This is a genomic window from Hymenobacter sp. UYCo722 (assembly GCF_040547115.1).
Lineage (GTDB): Bacteria > Bacteroidota > Bacteroidia > Cytophagales > Hymenobacteraceae > Hymenobacter.
Genome location: NZ_JBEPPC010000002.1, coordinates 504,454 through 530,781, shown reverse-complemented (window position 1 = coordinate 530,781; position 26,328 = coordinate 504,454). Strand labels below are relative to the sequence as shown.

At 62.1% G+C, this 26,328-nt stretch carries 22 protein-coding genes; 8 read left to right on the top strand and 14 right to left on the bottom strand.

Annotated features, from left to right (window positions below; all coding sequences use genetic code 11):
* Nucleotides 1-26 precede the first annotated feature (26 nt).
* Complete coding sequence (locus tag ABIB44_RS08000) at nucleotides 27-1,832, bottom strand: alkaline phosphatase family protein (protein ID WP_354584115.1); 1,806 nt, start codon at nucleotides 1,830-1,832, stop codon at nucleotides 27-29.
* A 173-nt stretch (nucleotides 1,833-2,005) separates the two neighbouring features.
* Here ABIB44_RS08000 and ABIB44_RS07995 point away from each other — a divergent pair, with 173 nt between their 5' ends.
* A complete protein-coding gene (locus ABIB44_RS07995) occupies nucleotides 2,006-2,698 on the top strand; it encodes an HAD family hydrolase (RefSeq protein WP_354584114.1) in 693 nt (230 codons plus the stop codon).
* 71 nt (nucleotides 2,699-2,769) lie between these two features.
* Nucleotides 2,770-5,232 (top strand): S9 family peptidase, encoded by a 2,463-nt coding sequence (locus tag ABIB44_RS07990; protein ID WP_354584113.1) that lies wholly within the window; start codon nucleotides 2,770-2,772, stop codon nucleotides 5,230-5,232.
* 106 nt (nucleotides 5,233-5,338) lie between these two features.
* On the opposite strand, the gene ABIB44_RS07985 is transcribed toward ABIB44_RS07990, so the two are convergent.
* The 8 genes from ABIB44_RS07985 to ABIB44_RS07950 form a co-directional block, all read right to left on the bottom strand.
* A complete protein-coding gene (locus tag ABIB44_RS07985) occupies nucleotides 5,339-6,094 on the bottom strand; it encodes a hypothetical protein (protein WP_354584112.1) in 756 nt (251 codons plus the stop codon).
* A 16-nt stretch (nucleotides 6,095-6,110) separates the two neighbouring features.
* Nucleotides 6,111-8,342 carry a prolyl oligopeptidase family serine peptidase gene (locus tag ABIB44_RS07980; protein ID WP_354584111.1) on the bottom strand — a complete coding sequence of 744 codons (2,232 nt, stop codon included), beginning with the start codon at nucleotides 8,340-8,342 and terminating at the stop codon, nucleotides 6,111-6,113.
* Between the two features lie 149 nt (nucleotides 8,343-8,491).
* Nucleotides 8,492-9,568 (bottom strand): hypothetical protein, encoded by a 1,077-nt coding sequence (locus ABIB44_RS07975; protein WP_354584110.1) that lies wholly within the window; start codon nucleotides 9,566-9,568, stop codon nucleotides 8,492-8,494.
* Between the two features lie 271 nt (nucleotides 9,569-9,839).
* Complete coding sequence (locus tag ABIB44_RS07970) at nucleotides 9,840-10,178, bottom strand: hypothetical protein (RefSeq protein ID WP_354584109.1); 339 nt, start codon at nucleotides 10,176-10,178, stop codon at nucleotides 9,840-9,842.
* A gap of 334 nt (nucleotides 10,179-10,512) precedes the next feature.
* A complete protein-coding gene (locus tag ABIB44_RS07965; RefSeq protein WP_354584108.1) occupies nucleotides 10,513-12,354 on the bottom strand; it encodes a serine hydrolase in 1,842 nt (613 codons plus the stop codon).
* A gap of 57 nt (nucleotides 12,355-12,411) precedes the next feature.
* Nucleotides 12,412-13,491 carry a helix-turn-helix domain-containing protein gene (locus ABIB44_RS07960; protein WP_354584107.1) on the bottom strand — a complete coding sequence of 360 codons (1,080 nt, stop codon included), beginning with the start codon at nucleotides 13,489-13,491 and terminating at the stop codon, nucleotides 12,412-12,414.
* A gap of 316 nt (nucleotides 13,492-13,807) precedes the next feature.
* Nucleotides 13,808-15,055 carry an alpha/beta hydrolase-fold protein gene (locus tag ABIB44_RS07955; protein WP_354584106.1) on the bottom strand — a complete coding sequence of 416 codons (1,248 nt, stop codon included), beginning with the start codon at nucleotides 15,053-15,055 and terminating at the stop codon, nucleotides 13,808-13,810.
* Between the two features lie 558 nt (nucleotides 15,056-15,613).
* Nucleotides 15,614-16,615, bottom strand: a complete 1,002-nt coding sequence (locus ABIB44_RS07950; RefSeq protein WP_354584105.1) for a sugar phosphate nucleotidyltransferase — start codon at nucleotides 16,613-16,615, stop codon at nucleotides 15,614-15,616.
* A gap of 222 nt (nucleotides 16,616-16,837) precedes the next feature.
* Between ABIB44_RS07950 and ABIB44_RS07945 the strand changes: the two genes are divergently transcribed.
* The 4 genes from ABIB44_RS07945 (at nucleotide 16,838) to ABIB44_RS07930 (ending at nucleotide 19,211) form a co-directional block, all read left to right on the top strand.
* Nucleotides 16,838-17,419, top strand: a complete 582-nt coding sequence (locus ABIB44_RS07945; RefSeq protein ID WP_354584104.1) for a LemA family protein — start codon at nucleotides 16,838-16,840, stop codon at nucleotides 17,417-17,419.
* Between the two features lie 138 nt (nucleotides 17,420-17,557).
* Entirely contained in the window at nucleotides 17,558-18,016 is a 459-nt protein-coding gene (locus tag ABIB44_RS07940) for a TPM domain-containing protein (protein ID WP_354584103.1), read from the top strand.
* A complete protein-coding gene (locus ABIB44_RS07935; protein ID WP_354584102.1) occupies nucleotides 18,013-18,861 on the top strand; it encodes a TPM domain-containing protein in 849 nt (282 codons plus the stop codon). Before ABIB44_RS07940 ends, ABIB44_RS07935 begins: the two co-directional genes overlap by 4 nt.
* Nucleotides 18,862-19,031: 170 nt before the next feature.
* Complete coding sequence (locus ABIB44_RS07930; RefSeq protein WP_354584101.1) at nucleotides 19,032-19,211, top strand: hypothetical protein; 180 nt, start codon at nucleotides 19,032-19,034, stop codon at nucleotides 19,209-19,211.
* Between the two features lie 75 nt (nucleotides 19,212-19,286).
* Here the strand turns inward: ABIB44_RS07930 and ABIB44_RS07925 are convergent, their stop codons facing one another.
* The 5 genes from ABIB44_RS07925 to ABIB44_RS07905 form a co-directional block, all read right to left on the bottom strand.
* Nucleotides 19,287-19,955: a sterol desaturase family protein gene (locus tag ABIB44_RS07925; RefSeq protein WP_354584100.1), complete on the bottom strand. Its 669-nt coding sequence runs from the start codon at nucleotides 19,953-19,955 to the stop codon at nucleotides 19,287-19,289.
* A gap of 36 nt (nucleotides 19,956-19,991) precedes the next feature.
* On the bottom strand, nucleotides 19,992-20,591 hold the full coding sequence (locus ABIB44_RS07920) for a shikimate kinase (protein ID WP_354584099.1): 600 nt from the start codon (nucleotides 20,589-20,591) through the stop codon (nucleotides 19,992-19,994).
* A 109-nt stretch (nucleotides 20,592-20,700) separates the two neighbouring features.
* Nucleotides 20,701-21,759 (bottom strand): ABC transporter permease, encoded by a 1,059-nt coding sequence (locus ABIB44_RS07915; RefSeq protein ID WP_354584098.1) that lies wholly within the window; start codon nucleotides 21,757-21,759, stop codon nucleotides 20,701-20,703.
* 157 nt (nucleotides 21,760-21,916) lie between these two features.
* Nucleotides 21,917-23,074 carry a BT_3928 family protein gene (locus ABIB44_RS07910; RefSeq protein WP_354584097.1) on the bottom strand — a complete coding sequence of 386 codons (1,158 nt, stop codon included), beginning with the start codon at nucleotides 23,072-23,074 and terminating at the stop codon, nucleotides 21,917-21,919.
* Nucleotides 23,075-23,287: 213 nt separating this feature from the next.
* Nucleotides 23,288-23,824 carry a DUF1599 domain-containing protein gene (locus ABIB44_RS07905; protein ID WP_354584096.1) on the bottom strand — a complete coding sequence of 179 codons (537 nt, stop codon included), beginning with the start codon at nucleotides 23,822-23,824 and terminating at the stop codon, nucleotides 23,288-23,290.
* A gap of 137 nt (nucleotides 23,825-23,961) precedes the next feature.
* Here ABIB44_RS07905 and folP point away from each other — a divergent pair, with 137 nt between their 5' ends.
* Both folP and cdaA read left to right on the top strand, forming a co-directional pair.
* Nucleotides 23,962-24,846: a dihydropteroate synthase gene (gene folP, locus ABIB44_RS07900; protein WP_354584095.1), complete on the top strand. Its 885-nt coding sequence runs from the start codon at nucleotides 23,962-23,964 to the stop codon at nucleotides 24,844-24,846.
* A gap of 173 nt (nucleotides 24,847-25,019) precedes the next feature.
* Nucleotides 25,020-25,850: a diadenylate cyclase CdaA gene (gene cdaA / locus ABIB44_RS07895; protein WP_354584094.1), complete on the top strand. Its 831-nt coding sequence runs from the start codon at nucleotides 25,020-25,022 to the stop codon at nucleotides 25,848-25,850.
* Nucleotides 25,851-26,328: the final 478 nt, after the last annotated feature.

Genomic DNA, 26,328 nt, shown 5'->3' with positions numbered 1-26,328 from the left:
TGAAGTAAAAGTTAGATTGTCAACTATTAGCGCAGCACCTCAGCCAGCGGCACGCCGCTACAGCCGCTGGGCTCCTGCAGGTGCAGGAAGCGCGCCAGGGTAGCGGCAATGTCCACGACGCGGGCCGGGGCCACCGACTCGCCGTGCTTTACGTGCCAGCCCCAGAAAAGTAGCGGCACGTGGGTGTCGTAGGCCCACGACTCGCCGTGGGTGGTGCCTTTGGCCGGGAAGCTGTAGGCCTCGTACCAGCCGGGCTCCAGCACCACCAGCACGTCGCCGCAGCGCTTGGGGTAGTAGCCGTTTTCGAGGTACATGAGCGTGCCGCTCTCCCAGTGCGACTTTTGAATGTCTTCGGCCGTAAGGGCGCGGCTCACGCCGGGCAGCTGCACCATCGTCTGCACCACCTCTTCGGACAGCTCGTGGAAGTCGATTTTTTTCTGGCTGGCCAGCGTGCGGTTCAGGTACACCTGCTGGTTTTCGTAGCTCAGTACCCAGTTGCCGGGGCCGTGGCGGCGCACGAGGCGGTTCTGGAGCGTGTCGCGCATGATGCTGGCACCCACGGCCCCGGCCGGCAGGTGGTGGGCCTGCAAAAAGGCGGGCGAGTGGGCCGCGCCGTGGTCGGCCGTCAGGAACACCAGGGCCTGGCCTTTGCCCACGGTCTTATCGAGGGTTTCGAACAGCCGGGTCAGCTCCTGGTCGAGGCGCAGGTAGGTGTCCTCCACTTCAATGGAGTTGGGTCCGAACTGGTGGCCCACGTAGTCGGTGCTGCTGTAGCTAAGGGCCAGGAAATCGGTGAAGCCGCGCTGGCCCAGCTGCTCGGCCTGAATGGCGGCCAGGGCCATTTCGGTCGTGATAGTATTGCCGAAGGGCGTGCTCGGCAGCAGGCCCAGGTTGGGGGTGGCAGCGTTGGCGGCGGTAGCGCCGGCCTTGGGCGTGGTGGAGGTGTTTTTGCCGTCGGCGGCCGTCTGGCTGGCGGGACCGGGCAGGTTGTCTTTGCCTGCAATGGCGGCCGGCACGCCGCTGATGGCGGGCAAGTCGTGCGGAAACACGGGGTTTGCTTCGCCCTTGAAAGCGGCTTCCCAGGGCGAGTTATCGGGTGAGCTTTCGGTGTACTCGGCGAGGGGTCGCAGGGTGTTCCAGGGCTGCGAGAGATACCGGGTAGCCAGCCCGCGCTGATTGAATTTCACCACCCAGTCGGGCAGCGTTTTCTGGTAAAACGTACTGCTGATAAAGGAGCCGTTGCCGCCGTCGTACCAGTACGCGGCGTTGGCGGCGTGGCCGGCCGGCAGAATGCTACCCCGGTCCTTGATGCACACGCCAATCACCTTGCTCTGGAAATTGGTGGCCAGCCGCAGCTCGTCGGTGATGGTGGTGGTGAGCATGTGGCGGGGGCTCTGCTGGCCGGCCGCGCCGGTGCCGCCCACGCTTTCCACGGTCTTGTCCTCGGTGACGTAGGTGGCGCGGCCGGTTTCGCGCTCAAACCAGTTGTTGCCCACAATGCCGTTGGCCGAGGGCGTAGCGCCGGTGTAGATGCAGGCGTGGCCCGGGCCGGTATAGGTGGGCACGTAGGTGTAGTGGCAGTCTTCGAAGCTGAAGCCCTCGCCCAGCAGCCGCCGGAAGCCGCCGCTGCCAAACTTGCTCCAGTAGCGGTAGAGGTAGTCGTAGCGCATCTGGTCGACCACAATGCCCACCACCAGCTTGGGCCGGGCCGGGCCGGTAGCCGGAGCCGCTTTAGTGGCGGGAGTTACTTTAGCGGCGCTCCGCTTCGGGGACTGGGCAAACGATGGGCTGGCCACGAGGGCGGCCAAGGCAAGGGGAAATATCTTTTTCAAGCGAAATCAGGTAAGACTACGTCCCGGCAAAGATACCGCCCGCCGGTCTGACCGCCCTAGGCGGTCTGACCGGTTATCGCTGGGCCGGTCGCGCGCCGTCAACAGCCGGCTTTGTTCTCACTTCAACCGGTCGGACCGCCTAGGGCGGTCGGACCGGCCCGATACCGCTTTTTATGCTTCCCGCGCTCATTTTCGATATGGACGGCGTACTCGTCGACAACACCACCGCCCACGCCCGCTCCTTCCAATTGCTGTTTCGCGACCTGGGCCTGACCACTAACGCCCTGCGCCTTCTCAAGCGCCTCAACGGCATGCCCGCGCCCGAGATTCTGACCCACGTTTTCCGCCACCCAGTGCCACTCAAACAGCGCGAGGCCTACGTGGCCCAGCGCGAATTCCTCTACCGAGTGCTGTTCTGGAACAAGCGCCGCGAGGTGGCCGGCCTCACCGCGTTTCTGAAAGCTGCGCGGGCCGCCGGGCACCCCATCGGGCTGGGCACCGGCTCGGGCGAGGAGGCCATTCACTACATCGTCGACCACCTGGGCCTGCGCCCCTACTTCGACGTCATTGTGGGCTCGGACGACGTGAAGCGCGGCAAGCCCCATCCCGATACCTGGCTGGTAACCGCCAAAAAGCTAGGCGTGTCCCCGGCCGACTGCATCGTGTTTGAAGACGGGTTGCTGGGCGAGCAGGCCGCCTACCGCGCCGGCATGCGCTGCATCGGCGTAGCCACCACCCTCAAGGCAAAGGACTTCCAGGCCCCGCTCACCGTCATCAAAGACTTCACCGAGCTTAACCCCGTCCAACTGCCGGCGCTACTGGCCCAGCAGCCCCAGGTGCCCAAGCCGCAGAAGCCGCGCGGGTAGCCAGCGCGGCCCCGGGCGCTTGGGCTGCCTCCGGGTTGCGGCAATGCCCGCGCACCGGAGTAAGTTTGTTGATGCGCAATTTGTACCTTCTTGGGCTGCTGCTGGCGGCCACCGCCGCGCCGGCCCTGGCCCAGGCTCCCGCTCCCGGCCCGCTGGCCCCGCTCACCGTCGACAAAATTATGCGCGACCCAGCGCAGTGGCTGGGCACCTCGCCCTCCAACGTGTACTGGGGCGAGGATGGCCGACACATCTACTTCAGCTGGAACCCGACCAAAGACCGGCGCGACTCGCTGTACCAGGTTGCGCCCACCGGCACCGTTGCGCCGCGCAAGGTGCCCCAGCGCGAGCAACGCACGCTGCCCGCCAGCAGCGGCACCTACGACAACAAGTACACCCGCAAAGTGTACGAGCGCGACGGCGACATCTACCTGCTGGACCTGAAAACGCAGAAGACCCGGCGCGTAACCAATACCGCCGAGCGCGAAACCAACCCCGATTTTGCCCGGCTGGACAAGCTGGTGAGCTACGTGCGCACCCAGAACCTGTACACCTGGGACCCCGCCACCGGCGAAACCACCCAACGCACCGACTTCCGTAAGGGCACTAAGCCCGCCAGCACCACACCAACCGACAAAGCCGAACGCTACCTGCGGGCCCAGCAATTGGCTTTGTTCGACGTGGTGCGCCTGCGCGACCAAGACCGCCAGGCCCGCGAGCGCCAGCAGAAAACCCTGGCCCGGCTGCGCCCCAAGGCCATTTACCTGGGCCTACAAACCGTAGATAACCTGCAATTGAGCCCCGATGGCCGCTATGTGACCTACACGCTGGGGCTGGAAGCCACGGCTACCAAAGTCGCCATAGTTCCCAGCTTTGTCACGGCCTCGGGCTTTACCGAAGATATTTCGAGCCGGCCCAAAGTAGGCGCGCCCCAAACGGCCTATGAGCTGGGCATTTATGATATTGCCCGCGACACCACCTTCGTGCTGGGCTACGCCGAGCTGAAGGGCCTCGACGAGCAGCCGGCCTACCGCAAGGAGTACCAACTGCCCGCCAAAGCACCCCTGCCCGCCGACTCGGCCAAAGCTGCTGCGGCCATCAAAACCAAGAAAAAGACGGCCGAGCTGCGCCGCGTGCAGCCCTTCGGTCCGTACTGGTCGGAAGATGGGCAGCGGGCGTTTCTGGTGATGCGCACCGCCGACAACAAGGACCGTTGGATTGTGGGGCTGGACCCAGCCACCCAGAAAATCAAGCTGCTCGACCGGCAGCACGACGATGCCTGGGTGAACGGCCCGGGCATTGGCTACGGGGCCGGCAACGTGGGCTGGCTGCCCGACAACCGCCGCGTGTGGTTCCAAAGCGAGGAAACCAGCTACAGCCACCTCTACACCGTGGACGCCAGCACTGGTCAGAAACAGGCCCTGACCAGCGGCAAGTTCGAAATTCAGAGCGCCCAACTTAGCCGCGACCGCCAGACGTGGTACCTCATCGCCAACGCCACCCACCCCGGCGAGCAGCACTTCTACCACCTGCCCCTGAACGGCGGCAAGCTCCAGCAGATTACGACCAAGCCCGGCGCGCACGAGGTCACGGTATCGCCCGATGGCCGCACGCTGGCCGTGCGCTACAGCTACACCAACAAGCCCTGGGAGCTGTTTGTGATGGACAACAAGGCCGGCGCAAAGATGCGCCAGCTCACCCACAGCACCACGCCGGAGTTCGAAAGTTACGCGTGGCGCGACCCCGAAATCATTACCATCAAGGCCCGCGACGGGGCCGACGTGTACGCCCGCCTCTACCGCCCGGCCCAGCCCGTGGCCCAGGGCCCGGCCGTGATATTTGTGCACGGGGCCGGCTACCTCCAGAACGCCCACAAGTGGTGGAGCACCTACTTCCGCGAGTACATGTTCCACAACCTATTGGTGGACAAGGGCTACACGGTGCTCGACATCGACTACCGCGGCTCGGCCGGCTACGGGCGCGACGTGCGCACGGGCATCTACCGCTACATGGGCGGCAAGGACCTCACCGACCAGGTGGACGGGGCCAAGCTACTGACCGACAAGTACGGCGTGAGCCCGCAGCGCCTGGGCATCTACGGCGGCTCGTACGGCGGCTTCATCACCCTCATGGCCATGTTCACGCAGCCCGACGTGTTCAAAGCTGGGGCGGCCCTGCGCTCCGTAACGGACTGGGCGCACTACAACCACGGCTACACCGACAACATCCTCAACGAGCCCTACAACGACTCCATCGCCTACGCCCGCTCGTCGCCCATTTACCACGCTGCCGGCCTCAAAGGGGCCTTGCTCATGTGCCACGGCATGGTCGACACCAACGTGCATTTCCAGGACATCGTGCGCCTCTCGCAGCGCCTTATCGAGCTCAAAAAGGAGAACTGGGAGCTGGCCGTGTACCCCGTCGAGGACCACGGCTTCATCGAGCCCTCGTCGTGGACCGATGAATACAAGCGCATCCTCAAGCTCTTCGAAACCAACCTAAAACCAGCTGGGGAGAAGGGTGGGGTTGGGCAATAGGCAACCCATTAATTGAATTGCAATCGGGCATTAAAAAAAGCGCATCCGAAAAGCGGTGCGCTCTTTTTAATGCCCGATTGTTCTACACGACCATATCGGTGGCTAATTAGGGTTTGACGGTGGACGCAGTGGGCAGGCGGGCCAGGTACGATAGCACGTATTGATTGTGAGGGAAAAATTTCAACGTGCGCTGCCCATAGTGGCGGCACAGCTTGACATCGCCCAATTCGGCGAAGCACTCGGTCTGGTATTGAAGAGCTGATTCGTAGATGTCGTTTGTTTTCCAAGCGGCCACCGTGTTGAGAGTGTATAGGAAGCGAGAGAAGTTGTACGCCGCAGACCGCCATTTGGCGTTATCCATTTGAAGAGTTGCCAGCTTATAATATGACTCTCTGAAAGTCAGATAAATCGCACATGTAGCAGCATCTTCGCGGCCGTAGGCATCCAGCAAGACAATCAGTCGTTGGTAGGCAGCATAGCTCTGAGGCTTACCTCCCGGAAGCCGATATAAGGCCCGGGCATACTGGTTGAGCACCTGCGGCGCAACCAGTTGCTGGCTAATAAATGGTTTCAAATGCGCGGCGGCCTCTGCAAACCGGCCCGCATCATAATCCTGTTCCGCTTGTGCTACCGCTGCGGCATGAGGCGGGGGCACCGGGAACTTGGCTTTAGACGGGGTTTTAGGCGGGTGGTCCAGGTCGGCGTCCGTTACCGGCTTTTCATCAGCTACCACATTAAAATAGTGCTTACCAGCAGGGAAGGCACAGTCGCCAGCTGTTTTCCACTGCGCATAACCTGGCTTTGAGAACAGCAGCAGCAGCAACAGCGCGATGGCGGGGCATTGATTTTTGAAGAAAGACATCAAGAAATATGAAGGATTATTTCACTTCCGGCACCACGCCCATGTTGGCGTAGCAGAAGCTCCACACGTCGGCCCACTCGTCAATCTGCAGCTTGGTGCTTTTGCCCGCGCCGTGGCCGGCGTTTACGTCCACCCGGATGAGGGTGGGGTTGGGGCCGGTGTTGGCGGCCTGCAGGGCGGCAGCGAATTTGAAGGAGTGCGCGGGTACCACGCGGTCGTCGTGGTCGGCGGTGGTAATCATCGTGGCGGGGTAGGCGGCGGGCTTCAGGTTGTGCAGGGGCGAGAAACTGCGCAGGTTCTCGAACTGCTTCTGGTCGGCCGAGGTGCCGTATTCGGGGGCCCAGTTCCAGCCGATGGTAAAGGTCTGGTAGCGCAGCATGTCCATCACGCCCACGGCGGGTAGGGCCACTTTGCACAGGTCGGGGCGCTGCGTCATGGTCGCGCCCACCAGCAGGCCGCCGTTCGAGCCGCCCGCGATGGCGAGGTGGTCGTAGTCGGTGTACTTGTTGGTTTTGAGGTACTCGGCGGCGGCAATGAAGTCGTCGAACACGTTCTGCTTGCGGGGCGTCATGCCGGCTTTGTGCCAGGCCTCGCCGTACTCGCCGCCGCCGCGTAGGTTGGGAATGGCCAGCACGCCGCCGTTTTCCAGCCACAGCATGCGCGCCACCGAAAAGGCCGGCGTGAGCGAAATGTTGAACCCGCCATAGGCATACAGGTAGGTCGGGTTCTTGCCGTTCAACTCCACCCCTTTTTTGTGGATGATGAACATGGGAATCTTCGTGCCGTCCTTGCTGGGGTAAAATACCTGCGTCGTCACGTAGTCCTGCGGGTTCACATCCACCTTCGGCGCGCGGAAGACCGTGCTGGTGTTGGTGGCTAGGTCGTACTTGTAAATCGTGGTCGGGTAGGTGAACGAGGTGAAAGCATAGTACACCGATTTGGCATCGCGCCGGCCGCCGAAGCCGCTGGCCGTGCCGATGGCGGGCAACTTCACGTCGTGCTCAAACTTGCCCAGCTCCGAATACACTTTCACCTGCGAGCTGGCATCGTTCAGGTAGTCGGCAATCAGCTTGCCGCCCACTTGGGTCACGCTTTCGAGCTTGTTCTTGCTTTCGGGCAGCACGTCGTGCCAGTTGGCTTCGGCGGGCTTTTTGGGGTCGATGCGGACCACGCGGTAGTTGGGGGCCTTATAGTTGGTGTACACCAGCACCTCGCCTCCCACGTTGCCAATCACGCTATTATTGTCCTCGTAGCTCGTAATCAGCGTGGTCCAGGTGCTGGCCTGCTTGGGGTCGGTCAGGTCGCGCACCCACAGCTGGTTGCCGTCGGCCTTGCCATCGGTTAGGCTTAGCACGAGGAACCGCTCGTCTTCCGTCGCGCCGGCGAAGCGGAAGCCCAGGGCCATTTTGGGGTTCTCATACACCAGCTTGTCGGCGCTCTGCGGCGTATTCAGCTGGTGGAAATACACCTTGTGAAACTCATTTTTGCCCGACAGGCCATTCTGGCCGGCTTTGGGCGCGTCGTAGCGGCCGTAGTAGAAGCCGTTCTTCGTCCACGATGTGCCCGACACCTTCACCCATTCCAGAGTTTCGGGCAGCAGCTTGTTGGTTTTCAGGTCCATAATCTGCACCTTGTGCCAGTCGGAGCCGCCGCTGCTGGTGGCGTAGGCCAGGTAGCGGTGGTCGTTGCTGAACTCGGTGCCGGCCAGAGCGGTGGTGCCATCGGCCGAGAACTTGTTGGGGTCGAGCAGCACCTGCGGCTCACCGGTACTGCGCTGGCGGTACAGCACGGCCTGGTTCTGCAAGCCGTCGTTCTTGCTGAACACCAGCTCCTCCCCCACCTGTTCGGGCACGCCAAACCGCTCGTAGTTCCAGATTTTGGTCAGCCGCTCCCGAATCTTATCCCGGAACGGAATCTGGTCCAGGTAGCCAAACGTCACCTTATTTTCGGCCGTCACCCAGTCCTTGGTTTCGGGCGCGTCGAGGGCTTCGAGCCAACGGTAGGGGTCGGCTACCTTGGTGCCGAAGTAGGTGTCGGTGAAGTCGGTTTTGCGGGTGGCGGGGTATTTCACGGGCGGCAGGGGTTCGGGCAGGGCCAGGCCCGCCTTGCGGCTGGGCTCGGCCGTTTCGGGAATGGTGGTTTCGGTAATGGGCCGGTTGTTCGGCAGGGAATTGCGGTCGGGGGGCGACGTGGCGCGGCAGGCGGTGGCCGTCGCCAGCAGCAGCACAACAGGTAAGGCAGCTTTCATGGGATGGACAAGGGAAGTTGAAACAGATTAACGAACGTCATGCCGAGCGCAGCCGAGGCATCTCGCATATGGCAGTAATTCAATCGTGTGCGGTTTTTGGTTGGTCATGCCCCGCGAGATGCCTCGGCTGCGCTCGGCATGACGTTTTGTTAATCCATCTGCACGTCGTCGGCTACCGCCTTGGTCGCGGGCGCGTCCGGCAAAGGCTCCGGCTCAGCTACCAGGGTTGCAGCCGATGCCCGCGCCTCGGCCACCAGCTCGGGCAGGTTGGCGCGCAGCCAGCGCAGCTCCTCGTCCACGCGCTGGCTCACCAGCCGCTCCACTTCCAGCCGCTGGGCGGGGCTGAGGCGGTCGGGCACCGGCGCAGCATCGGCGGCGGGTGCGCCGGCCAGCACCAGCGCTTCGGCGCGCTTGAGGCGGGCGGTGGAGTCGGCCACGGCGGCGCTGGTTTCGGCGGCGGCGGCCTGGGCGGCGGTGGCGGCCTGCTTGGCTTCCAGCGTTTCGCGGCGCTGCTGGCGGCGCCACTGGCCCAGTGTCACGCGCAGCATCACATACAGCACCAGGCTCAGAATACCCAGAATCAGGGCCAGCGGCGCGGCAAAGCGATTAAGCAGGCTCTCGGGGCCGGCAATGGGGCTGGCGGCGGAGTTCGAGCCGGCAGCGTCGCGCTCGGCGGCGGCTTGCGCTTCGGCGGCTTCGGCGGGGCCGGGCGCGCCGGGCGCGGTGGCGGCCACGGCGGTATCGGCCCGCTCGGGGGCCATCGCGGCCGACACTTCGCCCATCGGCGTGCCCGAGGTGACGTAGTTGGTTAGGGCCGTTTCGAGGGCGGCCACGCGGGCCATGCGGGCGGGGTCGCGGCGGCGGGCGGGCGAGCCTTTCAGCTTGCTTACAATGGCCTTGGCCAGCGCCGCGAGCCGGGCTGGGTTGTCCTTCTTGCCCTGGTAAATAGCGCCCCGGCCCTCAATGGGCTGATACAGCAGGCTATACACCCGCAGGCTATCGGGCCGGATGCTGGCGGCCAGCGCGTCGAGGTTGCCGGCCTCGCAGCGCACGGTGCTTTTCAGGTTGGGCCGGCCGGCGTCGTCGTACACGAAGCGCACGGTGGCGCACCACATCTGCACCTTCGACTCATCAAGCGAGGGCTGGCCGAGGGGCGTTTGGGCCGCAGCCGAACCGGTGAGCAGCAACAGGGCCAGCAGAACGGCCAAAGCGGGGCGGAAAGTCATAAGCAGCGCGATTTTACCGGAAAAGTACGGGTTTGGGCGCTATTTATTATGAGTTGGATGATATGGGTGTACACCCCACCCCCGGCCCCTCTCCCCAGGAGAGGGGAGTCACGGCGGCACCAACTACGGCGTGCACCACTTCGAGGGGACAGGCGCTGCGGTTGCCAAAGCAGCTAGAATGGTGGCCGGGGGTGTAAAATTTATTAACCCAAATGGGTTACGGACCTGCTGTTTATTATTTTGAACGTTTCACTGAACGTCTTTTCGGGGCTTACCGGGATTTGCGCAGCAAAAAGGTACTGCCCACGGTGGTGCCGTAGCTGTTGGTGTAGCCCACCTGGTTGGTGGCGTACACCTCGTATCCCCGGGCCTCGAATTCGTTCACCAACTTGAACAGCTGCCCTTGGTTGTGGACGTCTTTGATTTCTTCCTTGAGCTTACGTTCCTCAAATTTGGTGTTCCCCTCGGTGATGTAGAGGCGGTTCGCGGTTTTTTCAATCAGCACGTACTCGTAGGACTTGCCCTCGGTGGGGGCTTTGGCCGCGAGGATGCCGGCGGTGACAACCAATCCGAGCAGCAGGGCGAGCAGGTGGCGGGAGGGCGTTAGCATGGGGGTTGGGGAAGGGAAAGGGTGGACTTTCGATGGAGGCAGCGAAGTGGGCGGGACAGCAGCGCGACCGCCGGGGACAACAGGCAGAAGGCGGCAGAACAAGGGCCGGCAGGAATAGCAGCGCCCGTTAAAAGTAGTGCCCGCTGCCCACTCAGCCCAAGCCTACCAGCGAGGCGGCACTTTCGCGCCTTTGCCTTTCCGACCATTTAAGTGAACAATAGGGAGGGGTAGGAAAGGTGCTAGCGGGTTGGCGGTTGAGTTCTGCCCGTTCATTCCAGGCCCCAAACTTCTCGCGTTCCACACCCTAGGCCCGCCCCAACCGCCACGCGAGCCGCTATTCTTTCGTCAGTGCCACGAGCTTTTCGCGTAACTCCTTGTCGTCGGGATTTAGCTGCAGACTGGTTTGGTAAGCAGTGATTCCGGCTACCTTATCGCCCTGTCGCAGGCGCAAATCACCTAAGCGGGCAAACACGATGGCCGACCGCGGAAATTGCTCCCGGGCCAAGTTCAGTAGGCCCTCGGCCGCGGCCAGATTGGCCGGGCGGCCGTTGAGCAGGTCGTAGGCCATATACGTCAGCTGGTACTCGTTCAGCTTCATTGCGCGGTAACCGGCTACGGCTTCGGGAATTCGCCCGGCCCGCAGCCACTCGCCGGGCAACCGCTCCTCCGGCTTCAGGCGGGGCATGGGGGCCACGTCTCCCAGCCCCAGCATCCACAAGCCGGTTATCTGGCCGCTCGCGTCCCGCTCAAATTTGCCTTGGAAGGGAAAATCGGTGAAGGCCACCGTGTCGCGGCCCACGGGGTAGGTGAGAATGCCGTTGCCCACGTTAATGGTTTCCACCAAATGGTCGCCTTGCCGCTGTAAGACGAGTACCTCATCGGGCCCCCGCTGGTAGCGGCCGGCATACGCCTCCAGGTCCTGGCGCGGCACGGCGGCCGGACGAATGGGCTCTGGAAGAAAACCGGCCCAGCCGTACACCCGGGCCACCGCCCGGCGCACCTCCTTGCCCAATTCGTCGGCGCCGTTGTTGTTGTTCATCATGACGACGACCCCGTTGCCGCCCGTGACGCTGCCCAGGGCATAGGCCAGAAAGCCGGCGTTCACGCCCGTGTGCTCGAAATAGCGGTTGTTCTCGTCCGTCTTGTCGGCGCGCTGCAACAAGAAGGCCCCCAGCCCCATTTGCTCCCGGTAGGTGCCGGTCGATACGTCCGCCTGGGGCGTGAGCATGGCCCGCGCCGACGCTTGCGTTAACACTCGCCCCTGGCCCCGGTAGGCCTGCTGCACCTCGATGAGCAAGCGGGCCAGGTCCGTCGGCGTGGCGTAGAGCCCCGCCGGTGCTTGTTGCGGGTACACGTAGGGCATGCCCTTGAACCAGCTGTTCTCCGAGTACGCCCACGCAGCCCGGGCGGCCAACGCTGGCGGCAGTGGCTGCGCAAACGTCGTACTCCGCATATTAAGCGGTCGAAACAGCACCGCGTCGGCAAGTGGCGCGAAGGCTTGCCCCGTTGCATCCATCAGGGCCAGCTGCGCGACCAGGTAACCCCCGCCCGAATACTGAAAACCCGTGCCGGGTTCCCGGTTCACGACCACGGGCCGGGTTTCCGCTTGCGGCTGCCCGCTGAGGATGTCGACCACGGAAGGCAGTGGCATGGTGCCCGGCACAAAGCCAAAGTAGGCCGACTGGCTGGTACCGCCTTGGTGCGCGAGCAGCAAGCGCAGGCTCACGGGCCGCTTGCGCGTGAAGTCGTTGTCGGCCAGGTGCCACGATTTGAGGTACGTGCTAATGGGAGCGTCCAGACTCAGCTTGCCTTGCTGCACCAGTGCCAGCGCCGCCGCGGCCGTGGCCAGCTTCGAAATGGAGCCCGCCGAAAACAGCGTGTTCGTCGTGACCAGGGTGCGGGCCGTGGTGTCGGCCCAGCCGTACGCCTTGGCCCATTCGACTTGGTAGTTGCGGATAACGGCGATGCTCAGCCCCGGCACCCGGTGGTGCTTCATCCGTTGCTGCAGATTCCAGCCCGGCAGGCCGTGCACGGGCACATAGGGCAGCAAGCCGTTTTCCACCGACCGGATGCGCGCCGCTACGACAGCGGAGGGGCGCTTGGCCGGCGGTTGCGCCCCGGTGGGCAGCGAACAAAATCCAACCCAGAGGAGCGGCAGAACGGACAAGGAGCGCATCGGTCAAGTTTCATTAGTGATGCTACAAACCTAGCCGCCGGGTGGCGCTGAAGCGTCTCAGTTCGTGATTTGGGACTTCTTTTGGTACTCTTTGGGCGTTATTCCCAGCTTTTCCTTAAAGACCCGGTTGAATGTGGACTTGGAATTGAACCCGGCGTCGAAGGCCAGGGCTAGCAGGGTCAGCCGCTGCGCATCCGCGGTAAGCAGGCGGCGTTTCACTTCGTCCAGCCGGTAGCCGTTCACCACGTCGGAGAAGGATTGACCCAAGCCGGCATTCAGGAGTTGGGACACCGCATTGGGGGCCAAGTCGAGGTGCTGCGCGAGCCGGGCCAGGGTCAAGTCGGGGTCTTTGTAGAGGCTCTCCTGTTCCAACGCGGCGACCACGCGGCGGAGTTGGTCGGCGTCCACGGGCCCGGCCGGCTTTTTGGCGGTGACGTCCACCCTCAGTCCCGCCAAGAGGCGCGTTCCCACGGACCGATTTTTGAGCCAGCCCACCAGGGATACGCCGTACGCCACCACGGGCAGCACCACACCGGTCAGGTAGAATTTGGGTGCACCAGCCGGCAGGTACCAGCGGTTTATCAGCGGGTCCAACGCCGCCAACCCAAAAAACAAGCCCACCACCAGCAGCCCCCGCAACAGCCACGGGGCCGGGTGCGCCTGCTGCCGGACCAGTCGGTAGGCCAACGCCAGGTAAACGCCCATCGACAGCACCGCGCCGTAATGCTCCACGTACCGGGTCCACGGCTTATGCACCGTGAGCCAAAACCTGGTTTTAGTATCAAAGGACTGCGCGCAGACCACCGCATAAAAGAGGGCCTGCCCCATCCCCGGCAGAAAGTGTACCCAGCGCAACGGCCGGGCTCCAAAGCGAACCCGCAGGTACGTCAGCAGCAAGGGCCCAAAGCTCCAGGAGAAGAACAACGGGGTGAAGTACAGCCACCGGTTGCGAAAGTAGATGCCGGACCGCCCCAGGAAATAATCCACGACCTGCAGGGTCAGGCCTACCAGCAACCACCCCAACCACTTATTTGCAGGTTGGCGAACCGAAGTCGCCAGCAAGTAGACGGCAGTGGTCAGCCCCTGCGCAATGCAGAACAGCTGAAAGGCAACGGCTAAGTCTAAACGAACGAGCATGCAGCAGGCGCGGGGGCGAAGCGAAACCAAATTACGCGTTTAGCGGATGCAATTCCCAACCCCATGCCCAGCGAACAGCTACTTTCCCTGATTCCCTCTGCTACGCACGCAAAAATGCCTATCATTTCAATACGCTACAGGTACCGCTTTTGTAAACCGCCCGTTTCATTTCCAGCAGGTGTTTCGGAGGCAAGCGGATGGTCGGTCATAAGGCAAGGGTGCCCACAATACGGAGCGCGTTTCGGCCATCCTACGAGCGGTAGGGGATAGCAAACTGAAAAATGCGCCCGGCGGGCCAGGAGTTGTCAGCCGGCGCTTATTTTTTTGCTCGGAGCTTGCTAAGTTTCTGTCGGGTAGCGGCCGTGTCTTTTAGCTGCAAGGCCTTGGTGTAGGCGGTGGCCGCCAGGGCGGGCTGGCCCTGGGCGCTGTAGTAGTCGCCCAAGCTGTCGTGCACGCTGAAGCTGTCCGGGTAATTACGCGCATTCAGCTGAAACATGGCCAGGGCCTGCGCCGGCTGCTTGCGCTGAAGCAGGTAGTCGGCGAGGTCGTGCACCATCGGCTCGGGCGGCAGCACCGGGTAGCCCATCGCCGCGGAGGCGCGCTTGTAGTGCGCCTCCACAAAGGCGGCGGGGTTGGGCATATAGCCGGGCTCATAAAAATCAACCAGGGCCGCCGGCGAGGGGGCGTAGGCTTGGAACAGGAAGCGGAGCGCATCGTAGGTGGCCGGTAGCGGCACCGAGCTGTGGCTATCGTTCGGATAGTAATGGGCCACGACGCGCAAGCCATTGGTAGGGTGGCGGGCCAGCTCATCGCGCAACGTCAGCTTGGAGCGCATAAAATCAGTGGCTTCGGAAGTGTCTTTTCTTACCCGCACGGTATCGAAGCCCGTCGGCATCGTGTTGGCAATGCCCACGAACAGCGCCCGGCCGGCCAACTGGGGCTGGGCCAGCAGGCCAGGGGCCTCCCGGAGCAGCTTTTGCCCATCCCACCACATACTCGGGTCCAGGGCCACGTAGTTGTCGAATAAGCTGGGGTGGTGCAGCAGCGTATTCATCACCAGCAGGCCGCCGAGCGAGTGGCCGATAAAGGTGCGGTGGGGCGTGGTGGGGTAGTGGGCATCCACGTAAGGAATCAGCTCCTTTTCCAAAAACGCGGTGAAATTTTCGCCGCCTCCCGAGGTTTTCAGCTCGCCAGCCGACATGCCTGCGGCGCCGGACATCTGCGTGGGCGTAAGGTCGCGGGAGCGGTCGGTGTTGGGGATGCCTACCACAATCATCTCGGGGCATACCATATTGCCGTTGACCGTGCTGAGCTGCTGCACCATGCCCATGACGGAGACGAAATGCGCATCGCCATCGAGCAGGTACAGCACCGGGTAGCGCTGCGGCAGATAGGTCGGGTCGTGGGCGCTGGCCGGCACATACACCCAGATTTTGCGCTTTTCTTTTAATATCGCCGAAGTCACGCTATCAACCCGGCCGATTATAACGACGTTATTTTTAATGGTTTGCGCCTGCACCAGCGCACTCCCGGCCAACAGCCACAAAAGCAGAAGTTGTTTCATGAAAAACAGAGAGATAGAAGATGAAACACGAAAGCGGCTGCGCGGGAGTAAGCTACGGTTTCGTGGTCGTGAGCACGCGCCTGCCGTGGGCCAGCACCGCCAGGGTAGGGGTTCTTGTTGCAAAAGGGCGGATTTACACGCTAAGCAAGCAAAAGACTGATTATTAGCAGTCTGACAGAAGGCTTTTTTTGGTGAACCGCTAAACGACACGGCCCGTAAGTTCCGCGCCGGCTTGAGTTAATTTTCCTGCGCGTGCCGAGTTTAAGAAACCCGCTTACCAATCAAAGTTTACGAAACTCCGTTAGGAGATGCGTTTCGTAAACTCACACCATCAAGCAAACTGACATTTCCCAGATGGTTTTTGGTATGCCCAAACGGCTCGGCGATATAGGAGGCCTACTTGTTGAGAAATGTTGGTTCAACCACCATTGTCAGGACAAATGCAGCGAGTACGATGGCAGATTTTAGCCAACGTTTTTTCATTTCCTACGCGCAACCTGCCGTGCATAGAGAAGCCCCAGCCGCTCACGCCGCCGGGGCTTCTGTCATCTCTGGCTTCTAGCTATAATCAATTTCCGTGTTGTCGCCGATATTCAGCGAGTGGTTCATGCCCCGGAACGAAGCGTCGGAACCCACGATGCAGTTGTTCATCACGGCTGCGCGCAACTCCGAGTAGCTGCCAATGATGGAATCGCTTAGAATGCAGTTTTTGATGATAGTTTTGTCGCCGATGGCCACGTTGGGGCCGATGATAGAGTGTGAAATCTGGCAGCCGCGCCCGATGCTGACCGGCGGAATAATGACGGCATCCGGAAACTCGGAGTAGTCGCGGCCATCCAGAAACTCGGGGCGGTTCAGCAGGCGGGCGTTGGCTTCGAGCAGGGTTTCCTTGCGGCCGCAGTCGAACCAGTTGTCCACGGGGCAGGTCGTCATCACTTCGCCTTCCTCAATAAGGTGCATCAGCGCGTCGGTGAGCTGCAGCTCGCCGTGGGTGCGCACGTCCGAGTCGTGCAGCCATTCCAGGGCCTGGGCCAGCTTTTCGGGGTAAGCCAGCTTGTAGAGGCCCACCATGGCGTAGTTCGACTTGGGAATTTTAGGCTTTTCGACCACCTTGCTCACCCGGCCGCCGGTCCCGATTTCGACGATGCCGAAGCGGCTGGGGTCCTTCACTTCCTTCACGGCCAGCACGGTGCCGGGCGTGGCCATCAGGGCGGGCAGGTCCACGTCCACGATGGTATCGCCGAGCAGGATGAGTACGCCGTCGGGCTCGTGCCGAAACTCCTCGCGGGCCAGCCACAAGGCGTGGCCGATGCCCTCGCGGGGTTCCTGCACCACAAAGGTGGCTTGCAGGCCGGGGTAGCTGCGGCGCACGTAGCGCACGATTTTATCACCCAGGTAGCCCACGATAAACACGAATTCGGTGATGCCCGCGGCCGTGAGCCGGTCGATAAGGTGGCCCAGAATGGTGTTGCCGGCCACCGGCACCAGGCTTTTGGGCTGGGTGTGGGTGTGTGGGCGCAGGCGCGAGCCAATGCCGGCCACGGGAATTACGGCTTTCATTTGTAATGCAGCGGAATAAGAGGCGATTCAGGAAGGGCCAGCGGGGCTGCCGGCACCCGGCTCCGCAGCAAGCTACAACTACTGCGGCTAAGCTGCGTACTTTGGCGCACCGGGCTCAACCGTAAGCGGGGCCGCCGGGTTTTAAACCCCGCTGCGTACCGGCTGAGGGGCCCGCTCATCTTTCTCCCCAACCAAACAACTAACCCCTTCCCCTCTTTCAACATGAAACGTTTTCTCCTCTATTTCGCGGGCCTGGCCCTGTTGCTCACTCAGTCGTCGTGCGGCTACAACGGCATGGTGCAGCGCGACCAGGCCGTGAAGGCCCAGGCCGGCAACGTGTCCAGCGCCTACCAGCGCCGCAACGACCTTATTCCGAACCTGGTTTCGACCGTGAAGGGAGCCGCTAAAAACGAGCAGTCCATCCTCACCGGGGTGATGGAGGCCCGCGCCAAAGCCACCAGCGTGCAACTGAACACCAACGACCTCTCGGCCGAAAACATCAAGAAGTATCAGGATGCCCAGAACCAGGTTTCGGCCGGCCTGGGCCGCCTGCTAGCCGTGTCGGAAGCCTACCCCGACATCAAATCCAACTCAAACTTCCAGGAGCTGCAGGCCCAGATTGAGGGCACCGAAAACCGCATCAACGTGGAGCGCAACAAGTACAATGCCGTCACCAACGACTACAATACGTTCACGCGCTCCTTCCCCAACAACCTGTTTGCCGGCATATTCGGCTTTCCTCCCAAGCCTTATTTCGAAACCCTGACCCCGGGGGCAGATAAGGCACCGGCGGTCACTTTTTAGCTTTGATAGCACGTCATGCTGAGCGCAGTCGAAGCATCTTTACCGCACAAGTAATTAATTGCTAATGCAGTAAAGATGCTTCGACTGCGCTCAGCATGACGTGCAATTAACACTTTTTGCTCCCCCACCATCCCACCCATGACTTCTCCCCTTACACCAGCCGAGGATGCGGCGCTAGTGGCCGCCATCCGCGCGGCTGAGGTGCAGACCTCGGGCGAAATCCGGGTGCACCTGGAGGACACCTGCCCTACCCCCGAACCCCTCGACCGCGCCGCCCAGGTTTTCGGCGAGTTGAACATGCACAAGACCGCCGCTCGCAATGGCGTGCTGTTTTACCTGGCCTGGCAAAGCCGGCAGTTTGCCGTGGTGGGCGATTCCGCCATCAATGCCGCCGTGCCCGACGACTTCTGGGAAACCACCAAGGAAGCCGTGCTGGAGCAATTCCGGGGCGAAAAGTACGTGGTGGGCCTCGAGCGCGGCATTCGCATGGTGGGTGAGCAGCTCAAACGCTACTTTCCCTACAACGCCGCCACCGACGAGAATGAGCTCGACGACGCCATTTCTTTCGGCGGCGACAAACCGTCTTCCGACGCATGAAAACGCCCGTGGCTGATGCCGCTAACCTAACGCGGCCCGCCGTGAACCCGCACACGCAGACCGGGCGCGCCCCGCAGTGGTGGCCCCGGCTGCTGCTGCTGCTGGCGCTGCTAGGCAGCCTGGGCACGGCGGCCCAAACGCTGCCCCCGCGCCCCAACCCGCCGCGCCTCGTCAACGACTTGGCCCACCTGATGCAACCGGCCGAAGCCGAGGCCCTAGAGCGTAAGCTGGTGGCCTACGACGACAGCACCTCGTCGCAGCTGGCCGTGGTAACCGTGGCCAACCTCGATGGCGACGACATCGCCGACTACGCCCAAAAGCTGTACGAAGCCTGGGGCATCGGCCGCAAGGGCAAAAACAACGGTATTCTGATTCTGGTGGCTCAGCAGGAGCACCAGGCTCGCATCCAGACCGGCTATGGCCTCGAAGGGGCCGTGCCCGATGCCTTGGCCAAGCGCATCATCAGCAACACGCTGGTACCCGCCTTCCGCCAGAACCAGTACTACGCCGGCCTCGACAAGGGAACCGATGAGCTCATTGCCCTGGCCAAGGGCGAGTACCAGGCCGACCCGGCCGATGCCCGGCCCCAGGGCCGCCGCGACGGTTCAGGCTCGGGCTTTCCGTTCTGGGCCGTTATTATTCTGCTCGTGGTGGTGTTCACCATGCTCCGCAATCGGGGCGGTGGGGGCGGGCGCGGCAATCGGGGCTTCGGCGGCGGCTTCATCCCACCCATCATTTTCGGCGGTGGCGGCTTTGGCGGCGGCGGGTTCGGAGGCGGTGGCGGGGGCTTTGGGGGCTTCGGGGGCGGCAGCAGCGGGGGCGGCGGAGCCAGCGGCAGCTGGTAGAATTTAATGGTCAATGGTTAGGGGTTAATGCTTAATGTTGAATCATTAACCGTTGACCATTAAGCGTTAAGCACTGCTTCCTAACCTTTTGGTAGCTGTCACAGTATGAGGGCTGCCGCGGCAGCTCCGCTACCCGGTTGTTCTTTCATCACCTTACTTTCTTTCACGCCATGAGTACTTCCCGGTTATCCCTGTTTCTGTTTCTGGCCGCGTTGGCCACCACCCTCACCGGTTGCGATGCCATTGGCAGTATCTTCAAGGCGGGTGCCTACACGGGTATTATCGCCGTTTTTATCGTGGTAGCGCTGTTGTTTTTCATCGTGAACAAGATGCGCGGCCCGCGCCCGTAGCTTGCACTTGCGCCAAAAGCAAAAGGCGCGGCTCCCACTGGGGAGCCGCGCCTTTTTTGTGCGCCGATGAGCCGCTTATTTCTTGTTGGGCATGGTGCCGATGATGTGGTCCCAGAGGGTGCTGCTCACACCGAAAGCCACCTCGTCCTGGCGGTAATGGTGCTGGCTGTGGTGCGTCCACCATACTTTCAGGAAGTTCTTGGGCGGCGAGTAAGCGTGAATGGCATAGTGCACGAACAGGTACATGGCGTAGCCAAACGTGAAGCCCGACAGCAGCCCGAATGCATAGGACTGGAACGCGAGCCGGAAAATAAAGAACAGCAGCGACGCCACAAACACCGTGATGATGGGTGGCATAGCCAGCCGGGTCTTGTCCTTGGGGTACTCGTGGTGCACGCCGTGCATGGTGTACTGGAACTTGGCCCGGCCCGCCGTAGTGGCCGGAATGTGGTACACGTAGCGATGCACCACGTACTCGATTAGGGTGAAGGCCAGCAGCCCCAGCACAAACAGCCCCAGCGCCGACACACCCGACATGAAGCCGTGGGTGAGGCCATAATACATGCTGAGAACGCCGGTAGCGGCAAAAATGCTTACCGGCAGGGCAATGTGGGTGTGCGATAAACTCTCCAACACCGGGTTTTTGAACAGCTGCGCCGAGCCTTTGTGCTTGGGCCGCATGGGGGCGGCTTCGGAGGCCGGGGCCGGCGTTGCGAGGGGCTTTTCGGTGGATACTGATTGCATAAGGCTAACGAACAACGTACTAATCTAAGGACAAATTTACGCGGCGGGGGGCAATGTGCCGGGCCGGGCAAAACCGATGCCCGCCAGCTGGGCCACTACCGCCGGCAGCGTGCAGGCCACCGAGCAGCGCACCCGCGCTTGGGTATAAAACCGTTTTCGGGCCAAGAGGGTTTCGCGCAGCCATGCTTCCGCGCCCCCGGCGGCGGCCATCAGGGGCCGTTTGGCTACTTCTGCGGCCGATAAACGGGCGGCCAGCTCCATTACCGGCACATCGAGCCAAAGCGTGGGGCCGGCCTGGTTGAGCAAGGCCATATTGCCATGAAAGCAGGGCGTGCCGCCGCCCGTGGCCAGCACCAGCGGCGGCCCGCCGGCCGCCAGCGCCGCCCGGAGCACTGCCGCTTCAATATCCCGGAATGCCGCTTCGCCATCTTCGGCAAATAGTTCGCGCACGCCGCGCCCGGTGCGGGCCTCAATGGCGTGGTCGAGGTCGAGAAACGGGCGGTTGAAATGGGCGGCCAGCTGGCGGCCCAGCGTGGTTTTACCCGCGCCGGGCAGGCCTACTAGGCTGAGGTGGCCGGAGCCGACGGGCAGCAGGGTTTCGCGGGCTGAAAAAGGTCGTTCTGTATCGTCTGTCATCCTGAGCTTGCGAAGGACCTTACCACGTCCCAGCCGTTTGATTTACTGCAATCTATTCTGACGTGACAAGGTCCTTCGCAAGCTCAAGATGACACAATAGCGACAGCTATTACCCCAGCTTCACGCGCGGGTCGAGCACGGCGTAGAGCACGTCGACCACAATGTTGATGAGCACGAACAGCGCGGCCACGAACAGCGTGGCCCCCATCACCACCGGGAAATCAAGGTTTTCGACGGCCCGCAGCGTCACCGTGCCCAGGCCTTTCCAGTTGAAGATGTATTCGATGAAGAACGCGCCCGCCATCAGCGAAGCCAGCCAGCCCGACACGGCCGTGACGACCGGGTTCAGGGCGTTGCGCAGGGCGTGGTGCAGCACAGTGGCGCGGCGGCTCAGGCCCTTGGCCCGCGCCGTGCGGATGTAGTCCTGGCTCAGCACGTCGAGCATGCTGGAGCGGGTAAGCTGCGTGATAATGGCCAGCGGCCGGATGCCCAGCGCCACGGCCGGCAGCAGCAGGTTGCGCAGCACCAGGTGCCGCGCGCCCGTGAACGGGTCGGTTTCGTAGAGCTGCCCGGTGAGGCTCAGGCCCGTGAAATGGCTCCAGTAGAAGCCGAACGTAACGGCAATCAGGATGGCGGCCACGAACGAGGGCACCGAAATGCCCAGCACCGAAGTACTCACCAGCATCCTATCCAGCCACGACTGGGGCCGCAGCGCGGCCGCCACGCCAAAGGCCACGCCGCCCACGCTGGCAATGAGCATGGCCGCCAGCGCCAGCCACATGGTGCCGGGGAAATAATCGAGCAGAATCCGCAGCACGTCTTTATTGCTCTGAAAGGAGCGACGCAGGTAGGGCGTTTTCAGCACCAGAGCTTTGCTGCCCAGTGGCAGCAGCGCGAAGCCGCCGTAGCGGGCGCGGCCAGCCGAGTCGGCGGGGTGCAGGCCGAGCGGCGAAATATCGTTGAGGTAGCCCACCAGGCGGGCGGGCAGGGGCTGGTCGAGGCCCAGGTCGGCGGTGATGGCGGCCTTGGTGGCCAGGTCGCTGCGCTGGCCGGCCAGCAGCGCGGCGGGGTCGCCGGGCAGCACGTTGAAGAGCAAGAACACCGTGCACGCCACGCCCACCAGCACGAGCAGGCCCTGCGCTAAGCGACGGAGGATGAAGGGAAGCATGGGATTAGGGAAGCGCAAATGTGTAAGAAGAACGTCATGCTTTATCTAGCGTCCGCGTAGCCGAAGCATCTCTACCGCAATAGTAATTGATTTACTTACGCGGTAGAGATGCTTCGGCTATGCTCAGCATGACGGGCTGCTGTCGTTCTTCGATACCCTACTGCAGCTTCTCCTCCACCTTGCCGATGCTCGGGATGTCGTGGTAGTGGTACTTGCCCTTCACCACGCCGTCCTTCAGCAGCACGAAGCCGGGGTTGGAGCGGATGAGGGATTTAAGCACCGTGGCATCGGCGTAGTAAAAGGGCACGGCCAGGTTGGCGGTATGGCGAAACACGTCGAACTCGGCCGGGCTGCTGCTGGTGATAACCAGGGGCGTGATGCCCCGGTGCGAGGTCTTGGCATCATCGAGCAGCTTATTGATGAGGGCATAACGGTCGCGGTCGGCCTTGTCGACGTCCTGAATGATGAGCGCCAGCTTATTGCCGCGTAGCAGCTCGGGGGTGTAGTCGCCCTCGTCGTTCCAAACCTTGAAATCGGTGATTTTAGGGCCATCCTCGGGGTTGAGGGATTCCATGCTCTGGTAAGTCCAGGTCGAGTCGGGATAGGTGGTAAAGTCCTGCGTTTTGCCGTCCTTTTCCATGATGTACTTATAGCGCATCGGGGCGCGGGCCTTCATCAGCTGGCCAATGTTGTTGCCCACCTTGTAGGGCAGAAAGTCGAAATAAGGCAGGTGGCCCAGCGCCCGCATGCCAATGCCCACGGCAATGGCCGTCACAAACGTCATGGTCATCACCCCAAACGTACCCTGCACAAACGAGTGGCGCAGAAACCGCTGGTGCGTAAACACCACTGCCCACAGCACCAGCAGAAACAGGTCTTTAAAGAAAGACGTCCAGGGCTTGAGCTTGATAAAATCGCCGAAGCAGCCGCAATCCGTCACCTTATTGAAGGCCGCCGAATAGAAGGTGAGGAAGGTGAAAAACACCAGCAGCCCCAGCAGCGTCCACAGCGTGATGCGCAGGTGCCAGCGCAGCAGCAGCGCCGCCCCCAGAATTACCTCGGCCGAGCTCATGAGGATGGACAGCGTACGGGCAATATCCTTAAACCACAGGAAAAAGCCCGCCAGACCGGGCAGCGCCGCGGCGAAGACCTCGAAATATTCTTCGAACTTGTAGGCCGTGCCCACCGGGTCGTTCAGCTTGATGAGGCCGGAGAAAATGAACAATGCTCCCAGCAAAAACCAGCACACCCGCGTGAGGGTGCGCAGCGGATGGGAAGCGGGAGCAACAGCGGTAACGGAGCTGGGGATGGACATAGGGAGCAAAGGTAAGCTGCGGCCAAAACGCGCAGATGGGGCGCGGGGTTACCGGCTAACAGGGCTTGAGCACGTTAAGCTTGGAACGCTATGCCGAGCGTAGCCGAAGCATTTCGCGTGCAATAGTAACGCAATCGGTGAACGATAGTGATTAGTGGTGGCCCGCAAGATGCCTCGGCTACGCTCGGCATGACGTTCTTCTCACTTGCTCCCTCACCCCTCGCCTTTCAAAATCAGTGCAAACACCGCGTAGTTGAGCATGTCGCGGTAGCTGCCTTCCACGCTTTCGCTCACCAGGGCCGCGCCGCCAATATCTTCGAGCTGCTTCACGCGGTGCAGCTTCATCAGAATCAGGTCGGTGATGCTGGCCACGCGCATTTGGCGCCAGGCTTCGCCGTAGTCGTGGTTTTTGGCCAGCAGCAGGCGGCGGTTTTCGGCGGCTTCGTGGTCGTAGGCCGTGGCCACGGCGGCGGCGGCCATATCCAGCGGCGTTTCCGGAGGCAGATGCAGCTGCATCAGGGCAATGAGGCAGTAGTTGATGATGGCCACGAACTCCTCGTTCACGTCATCGGCCACGAGCTGCACGCCGGTTTCCTGAATGGTCCGGATGCGGTTGGCTTTGATGAAAATCTGGTCCGTTACCGAAGGCAGGCGCAAAATGCGCCAGGCCGTGCCATAGTCGTGGGTTTTGGCCAGAAACAGGGTGCGGCAGCGGGCCAGCAGCAGGTCGTAGTGTTCGGGAGTAGTCAAGCGGTGCGCGACAACTTAATATTGTCATCTTGAGCGGAGCGAAAGACCTTATCATGTCTGCTCTGCTTAAGTGAATGATTATAAAAACACGCAGCCGTGATAAGATGCTTCGTGCCTCAGCATGACAAAGTAAATCCATGCACTCTCAGTATTCCCCTCCCACCCGCCTGCCCGCCTGCCCCCTCACCCTGCTGAGCCCCCACGGCCGCCTGCTCGACCTGCGCCGGCCGCAGGTGATGGGTATTCTGAATATCACCCCCGACTCGTTCTTCGCCGGCAGCCGGGTCGCGTCGGAGAAAGACTTGCTGGCCCGGGCCGAAACCATGCTCGCCGCCGGCGCGGCCGTGCTCGACCTCGGGGCCTACAGCACCCGCCCCGGGGCCGACGATATTCCCGAGCCGGAAGAAACCCGCCGCCTGCTGCCCGCCATCGCGGCCCTGCGCCGGGAATTCCCGGCTGCCTTTCTCTCCGCCGATACCTTCCGGGCCCGCGTGGCCGAGGCCGCCGTGCAGGCCGGGGCCGACCTGGTGAACGACGTGGGCGGCGGCACCCTCGATGCCAACATGTTTGCCACTGTGGGCCGCCTGCGCGTTCCCTACGTGCTGATGCACCTGCGCGGCACCCCCCAAACCATGGCCCAACTCACCGACTACGAGGGCGATATCGTGCTGGAGCTGCTGCGCTATTTCCGCGACCGACGGGCGGCCCTGCGCGCGGCCGGCGTGGTCGACGTGCTGCTCGACCCCGGCTTCGGCTTTGCCAAAACCGCCGCCCAAAGCCACGAGCTGCTGCGCCGCCTGCCCGAGCTGCACCTGCTGGGCCTGCCGCTGCTGGCCGGCCTCTCGCGCAAGCGCATGGTGTATGGCCCGCTGGGCCTCGGCCCCGAAGCCGCCCTCAACGGCACCACGGCCCTGCACATGGTGGCGCTGCAGGGCGGGGCCCGTTTGTTGCGGGCCCACGACGTGGCCGAAGCCCGGCAAACCATCGATTTATTCGCCAACACCTTTCCGGTAGCCGAATAAAGGCCGTAATTTGAAGGCGGCGTTAGGCATTGGACCTGTCATCCTGAACTTGCGAAGGACCTTATCACTGCTGAGTAAGTTGCAGTAGTGTAATCGGCGCAACTGTGATAAGGTCCTTCGCTACGCTCAGGATGACAGGCGTTTTCCGTATTTTTTCCTCATCTCCCACCGCCATGAACGGCCCTTTTCCCATCAATTTCCTGCATTTCGGCTGGATTGACGCGGCCGACGTGTTGCTGGTGACGGTGCTGCTGTACCAGCTGTATAAACTTTTGCGCGGCTCGGTGGCGCTCAATGTGGCGCTGGGTTTGGTGTCGTTCTATCTGCTCTATCTGGTGGTGAAGGCGACGGGCATGGAGTTGCTCACCAAGATTCTGGGGCAGTTTATGAGCGTGGGCGTGTTGGCCAGCATCATTCTGTTTCAGCAGGAAATCCGACGGTTTTTGCTGAACGTGGGCAAGGCCACCGCCATCGAGCGCATGCGCTCCTGGACCTGGGGCCGCTCTATCGAGGCCACGCCGCTGGCCGTGGGTCCGTTTGTGGAAGCCGCCAAGAGCCTGTCGAACAAGCTCACCGGCGCGCTCATCTGCTTCACCCAAGCCTCCGACCTCACGCCCTTTGCCGAATCGGGCGACCGGCTCAATGCCGAAATCAGCAAGCGCCTGCTGCTGGCCATCTTCAACAAAACCTCGCCCCTGCACGACGGGGCCGTGATTGTGGCCAACGGCCGCCTGCAGGCGGCCCGCTGCATTCTGCCGGTGAGCGAGAACCCCGACGTGCCCGCTTCGCTGGGCCTGCGCCACCGCGCCGCCATCGGCCTGAGCGAAGTGACCGATGCCGTGGTGCTGGTGGTGAGCGAGGAAACCGGGGCCATGAGCCTCGTGCGCCACGGTGAGGTGCACCGCAACCTGCCCACCGCCGAGCTGCGCGCCCTGCTGAACGAGTGGCTGCAAACCGGCGTGCGCAAAGCCGAACCCGCCGATAGCCCGGCGCTGTCGGCTTAGGTTTCGCGGGCCGGCACTGCGGCAGTGCCCGCAGCCCTGACGCGTAGTCGACGAAGCAATACCTGCCTTGGAAAATAGCCCGCTAGTTCACCCGCCCTGAAGCAGTTCTTCAAGACGAGTGAACTGGTTCGTTTGGGCAGATAACGCCACCGGCTACGGCGAAAAACACCTCCCGAAAAAAGGTTGCCGGGCCTCGCCGAAAAAGAATTGAGCAGGCGTAGCACGCTGGCAACCATGCGCTACCGCAGCGGCTGGCTACTGTTTGCTGCAGGGCGTTGGCTGGGCGCGGAGGGCCACCGGACTAGTCGGCAGGCTTTTCAACGTAGTTACGTCTGAATTTATAAATCTTTTAATATTATAAAGTTTTTTACTTGACTATTGCTAATTATTCCAAATAAAATAAATAGTTTTGCACGATTGTTAAATTTCAAGATTCAATTGATACTTTGATTTTAACACGTCTTCTCATTCTTAACTA

Bases quoted from the DNA above. Each gene is read 5' to 3' on its own strand.
- ABIB44_RS07980 (WP_354584111.1), bottom strand. From the start codon at position 8,342: ATGAAAGCTGCCTTACCTGTTGTGCTGCTGCTGGCGACGGCCACCGCC.
- ABIB44_RS07940 (WP_354584103.1), top strand. From the start codon at position 17,558: ATGACTTCTCCCCTTACACCAGCCGAGGATGCGGCGCTAGTGGCCGCC.
- ABIB44_RS07930 (WP_354584101.1), top strand. From the start codon at position 19,032: ATGAGTACTTCCCGGTTATCCCTGTTTCTGTTTCTGGCCGCGTTGGCC.
- ABIB44_RS07970 (WP_354584109.1), bottom strand. From the start codon at position 10,178: ATGCTAACGCCCTCCCGCCACCTGCTCGCCCTGCTGCTCGGATTGGTT.
- ABIB44_RS07910 (WP_354584097.1), bottom strand. From the start codon at position 23,074: ATGTCCATCCCCAGCTCCGTTACCGCTGTTGCTCCCGCTTCCCATCCG.
- folP (WP_354584095.1), top strand. From the start codon at position 23,962: ATGCACTCTCAGTATTCCCCTCCCACCCGCCTGCCCGCCTGCCCCCTC.
- cdaA (WP_354584094.1), top strand. From the start codon at position 25,020: ATGAACGGCCCTTTTCCCATCAATTTCCTGCATTTCGGCTGGATTGAC.
- ABIB44_RS07915 (WP_354584098.1), bottom strand. From the start codon at position 21,759: ATGCTTCCCTTCATCCTCCGTCGCTTAGCGCAGGGCCTGCTCGTGCTG.
- ABIB44_RS07945 (WP_354584104.1), top strand. From the start codon at position 16,838: ATGAAACGTTTTCTCCTCTATTTCGCGGGCCTGGCCCTGTTGCTCACT.
- ABIB44_RS07955 (WP_354584106.1), bottom strand. From the start codon at position 15,055: ATGAAACAACTTCTGCTTTTGTGGCTGTTGGCCGGGAGTGCGCTGGTG.
- ABIB44_RS07990 (WP_354584113.1), top strand. From the start codon at position 2,770: ATGCGCAATTTGTACCTTCTTGGGCTGCTGCTGGCGGCCACCGCCGCG.
- ABIB44_RS07985 (WP_354584112.1), bottom strand. From the start codon at position 6,094: ATGTCTTTCTTCAAAAATCAATGCCCCGCCATCGCGCTGTTGCTGCTG.
- ABIB44_RS07975 (WP_354584110.1), bottom strand. From the start codon at position 9,568: ATGACTTTCCGCCCCGCTTTGGCCGTTCTGCTGGCCCTGTTGCTGCTC.
- ABIB44_RS07965 (WP_354584108.1), bottom strand. From the start codon at position 12,354: ATGCGCTCCTTGTCCGTTCTGCCGCTCCTCTGGGTTGGATTTTGTTCG.
- ABIB44_RS07950 (WP_354584105.1), bottom strand. From the start codon at position 16,615: ATGAAAGCCGTAATTCCCGTGGCCGGCATTGGCTCGCGCCTGCGCCCA.
- ABIB44_RS07995 (WP_354584114.1), top strand. From the start codon at position 2,006: ATGCTTCCCGCGCTCATTTTCGATATGGACGGCGTACTCGTCGACAAC.
- ABIB44_RS07925 (WP_354584100.1), bottom strand. From the start codon at position 19,955: ATGCAATCAGTATCCACCGAAAAGCCCCTCGCAACGCCGGCCCCGGCC.
- ABIB44_RS07935 (WP_354584102.1), top strand. From the start codon at position 18,013: ATGAAAACGCCCGTGGCTGATGCCGCTAACCTAACGCGGCCCGCCGTG.
- ABIB44_RS07920 (WP_354584099.1), bottom strand. From the start codon at position 20,591: ATGACAGACGATACAGAACGACCTTTTTCAGCCCGCGAAACCCTGCTG.
- ABIB44_RS07960 (WP_354584107.1), bottom strand. From the start codon at position 13,491: ATGCTCGTTCGTTTAGACTTAGCCGTTGCCTTTCAGCTGTTCTGCATT.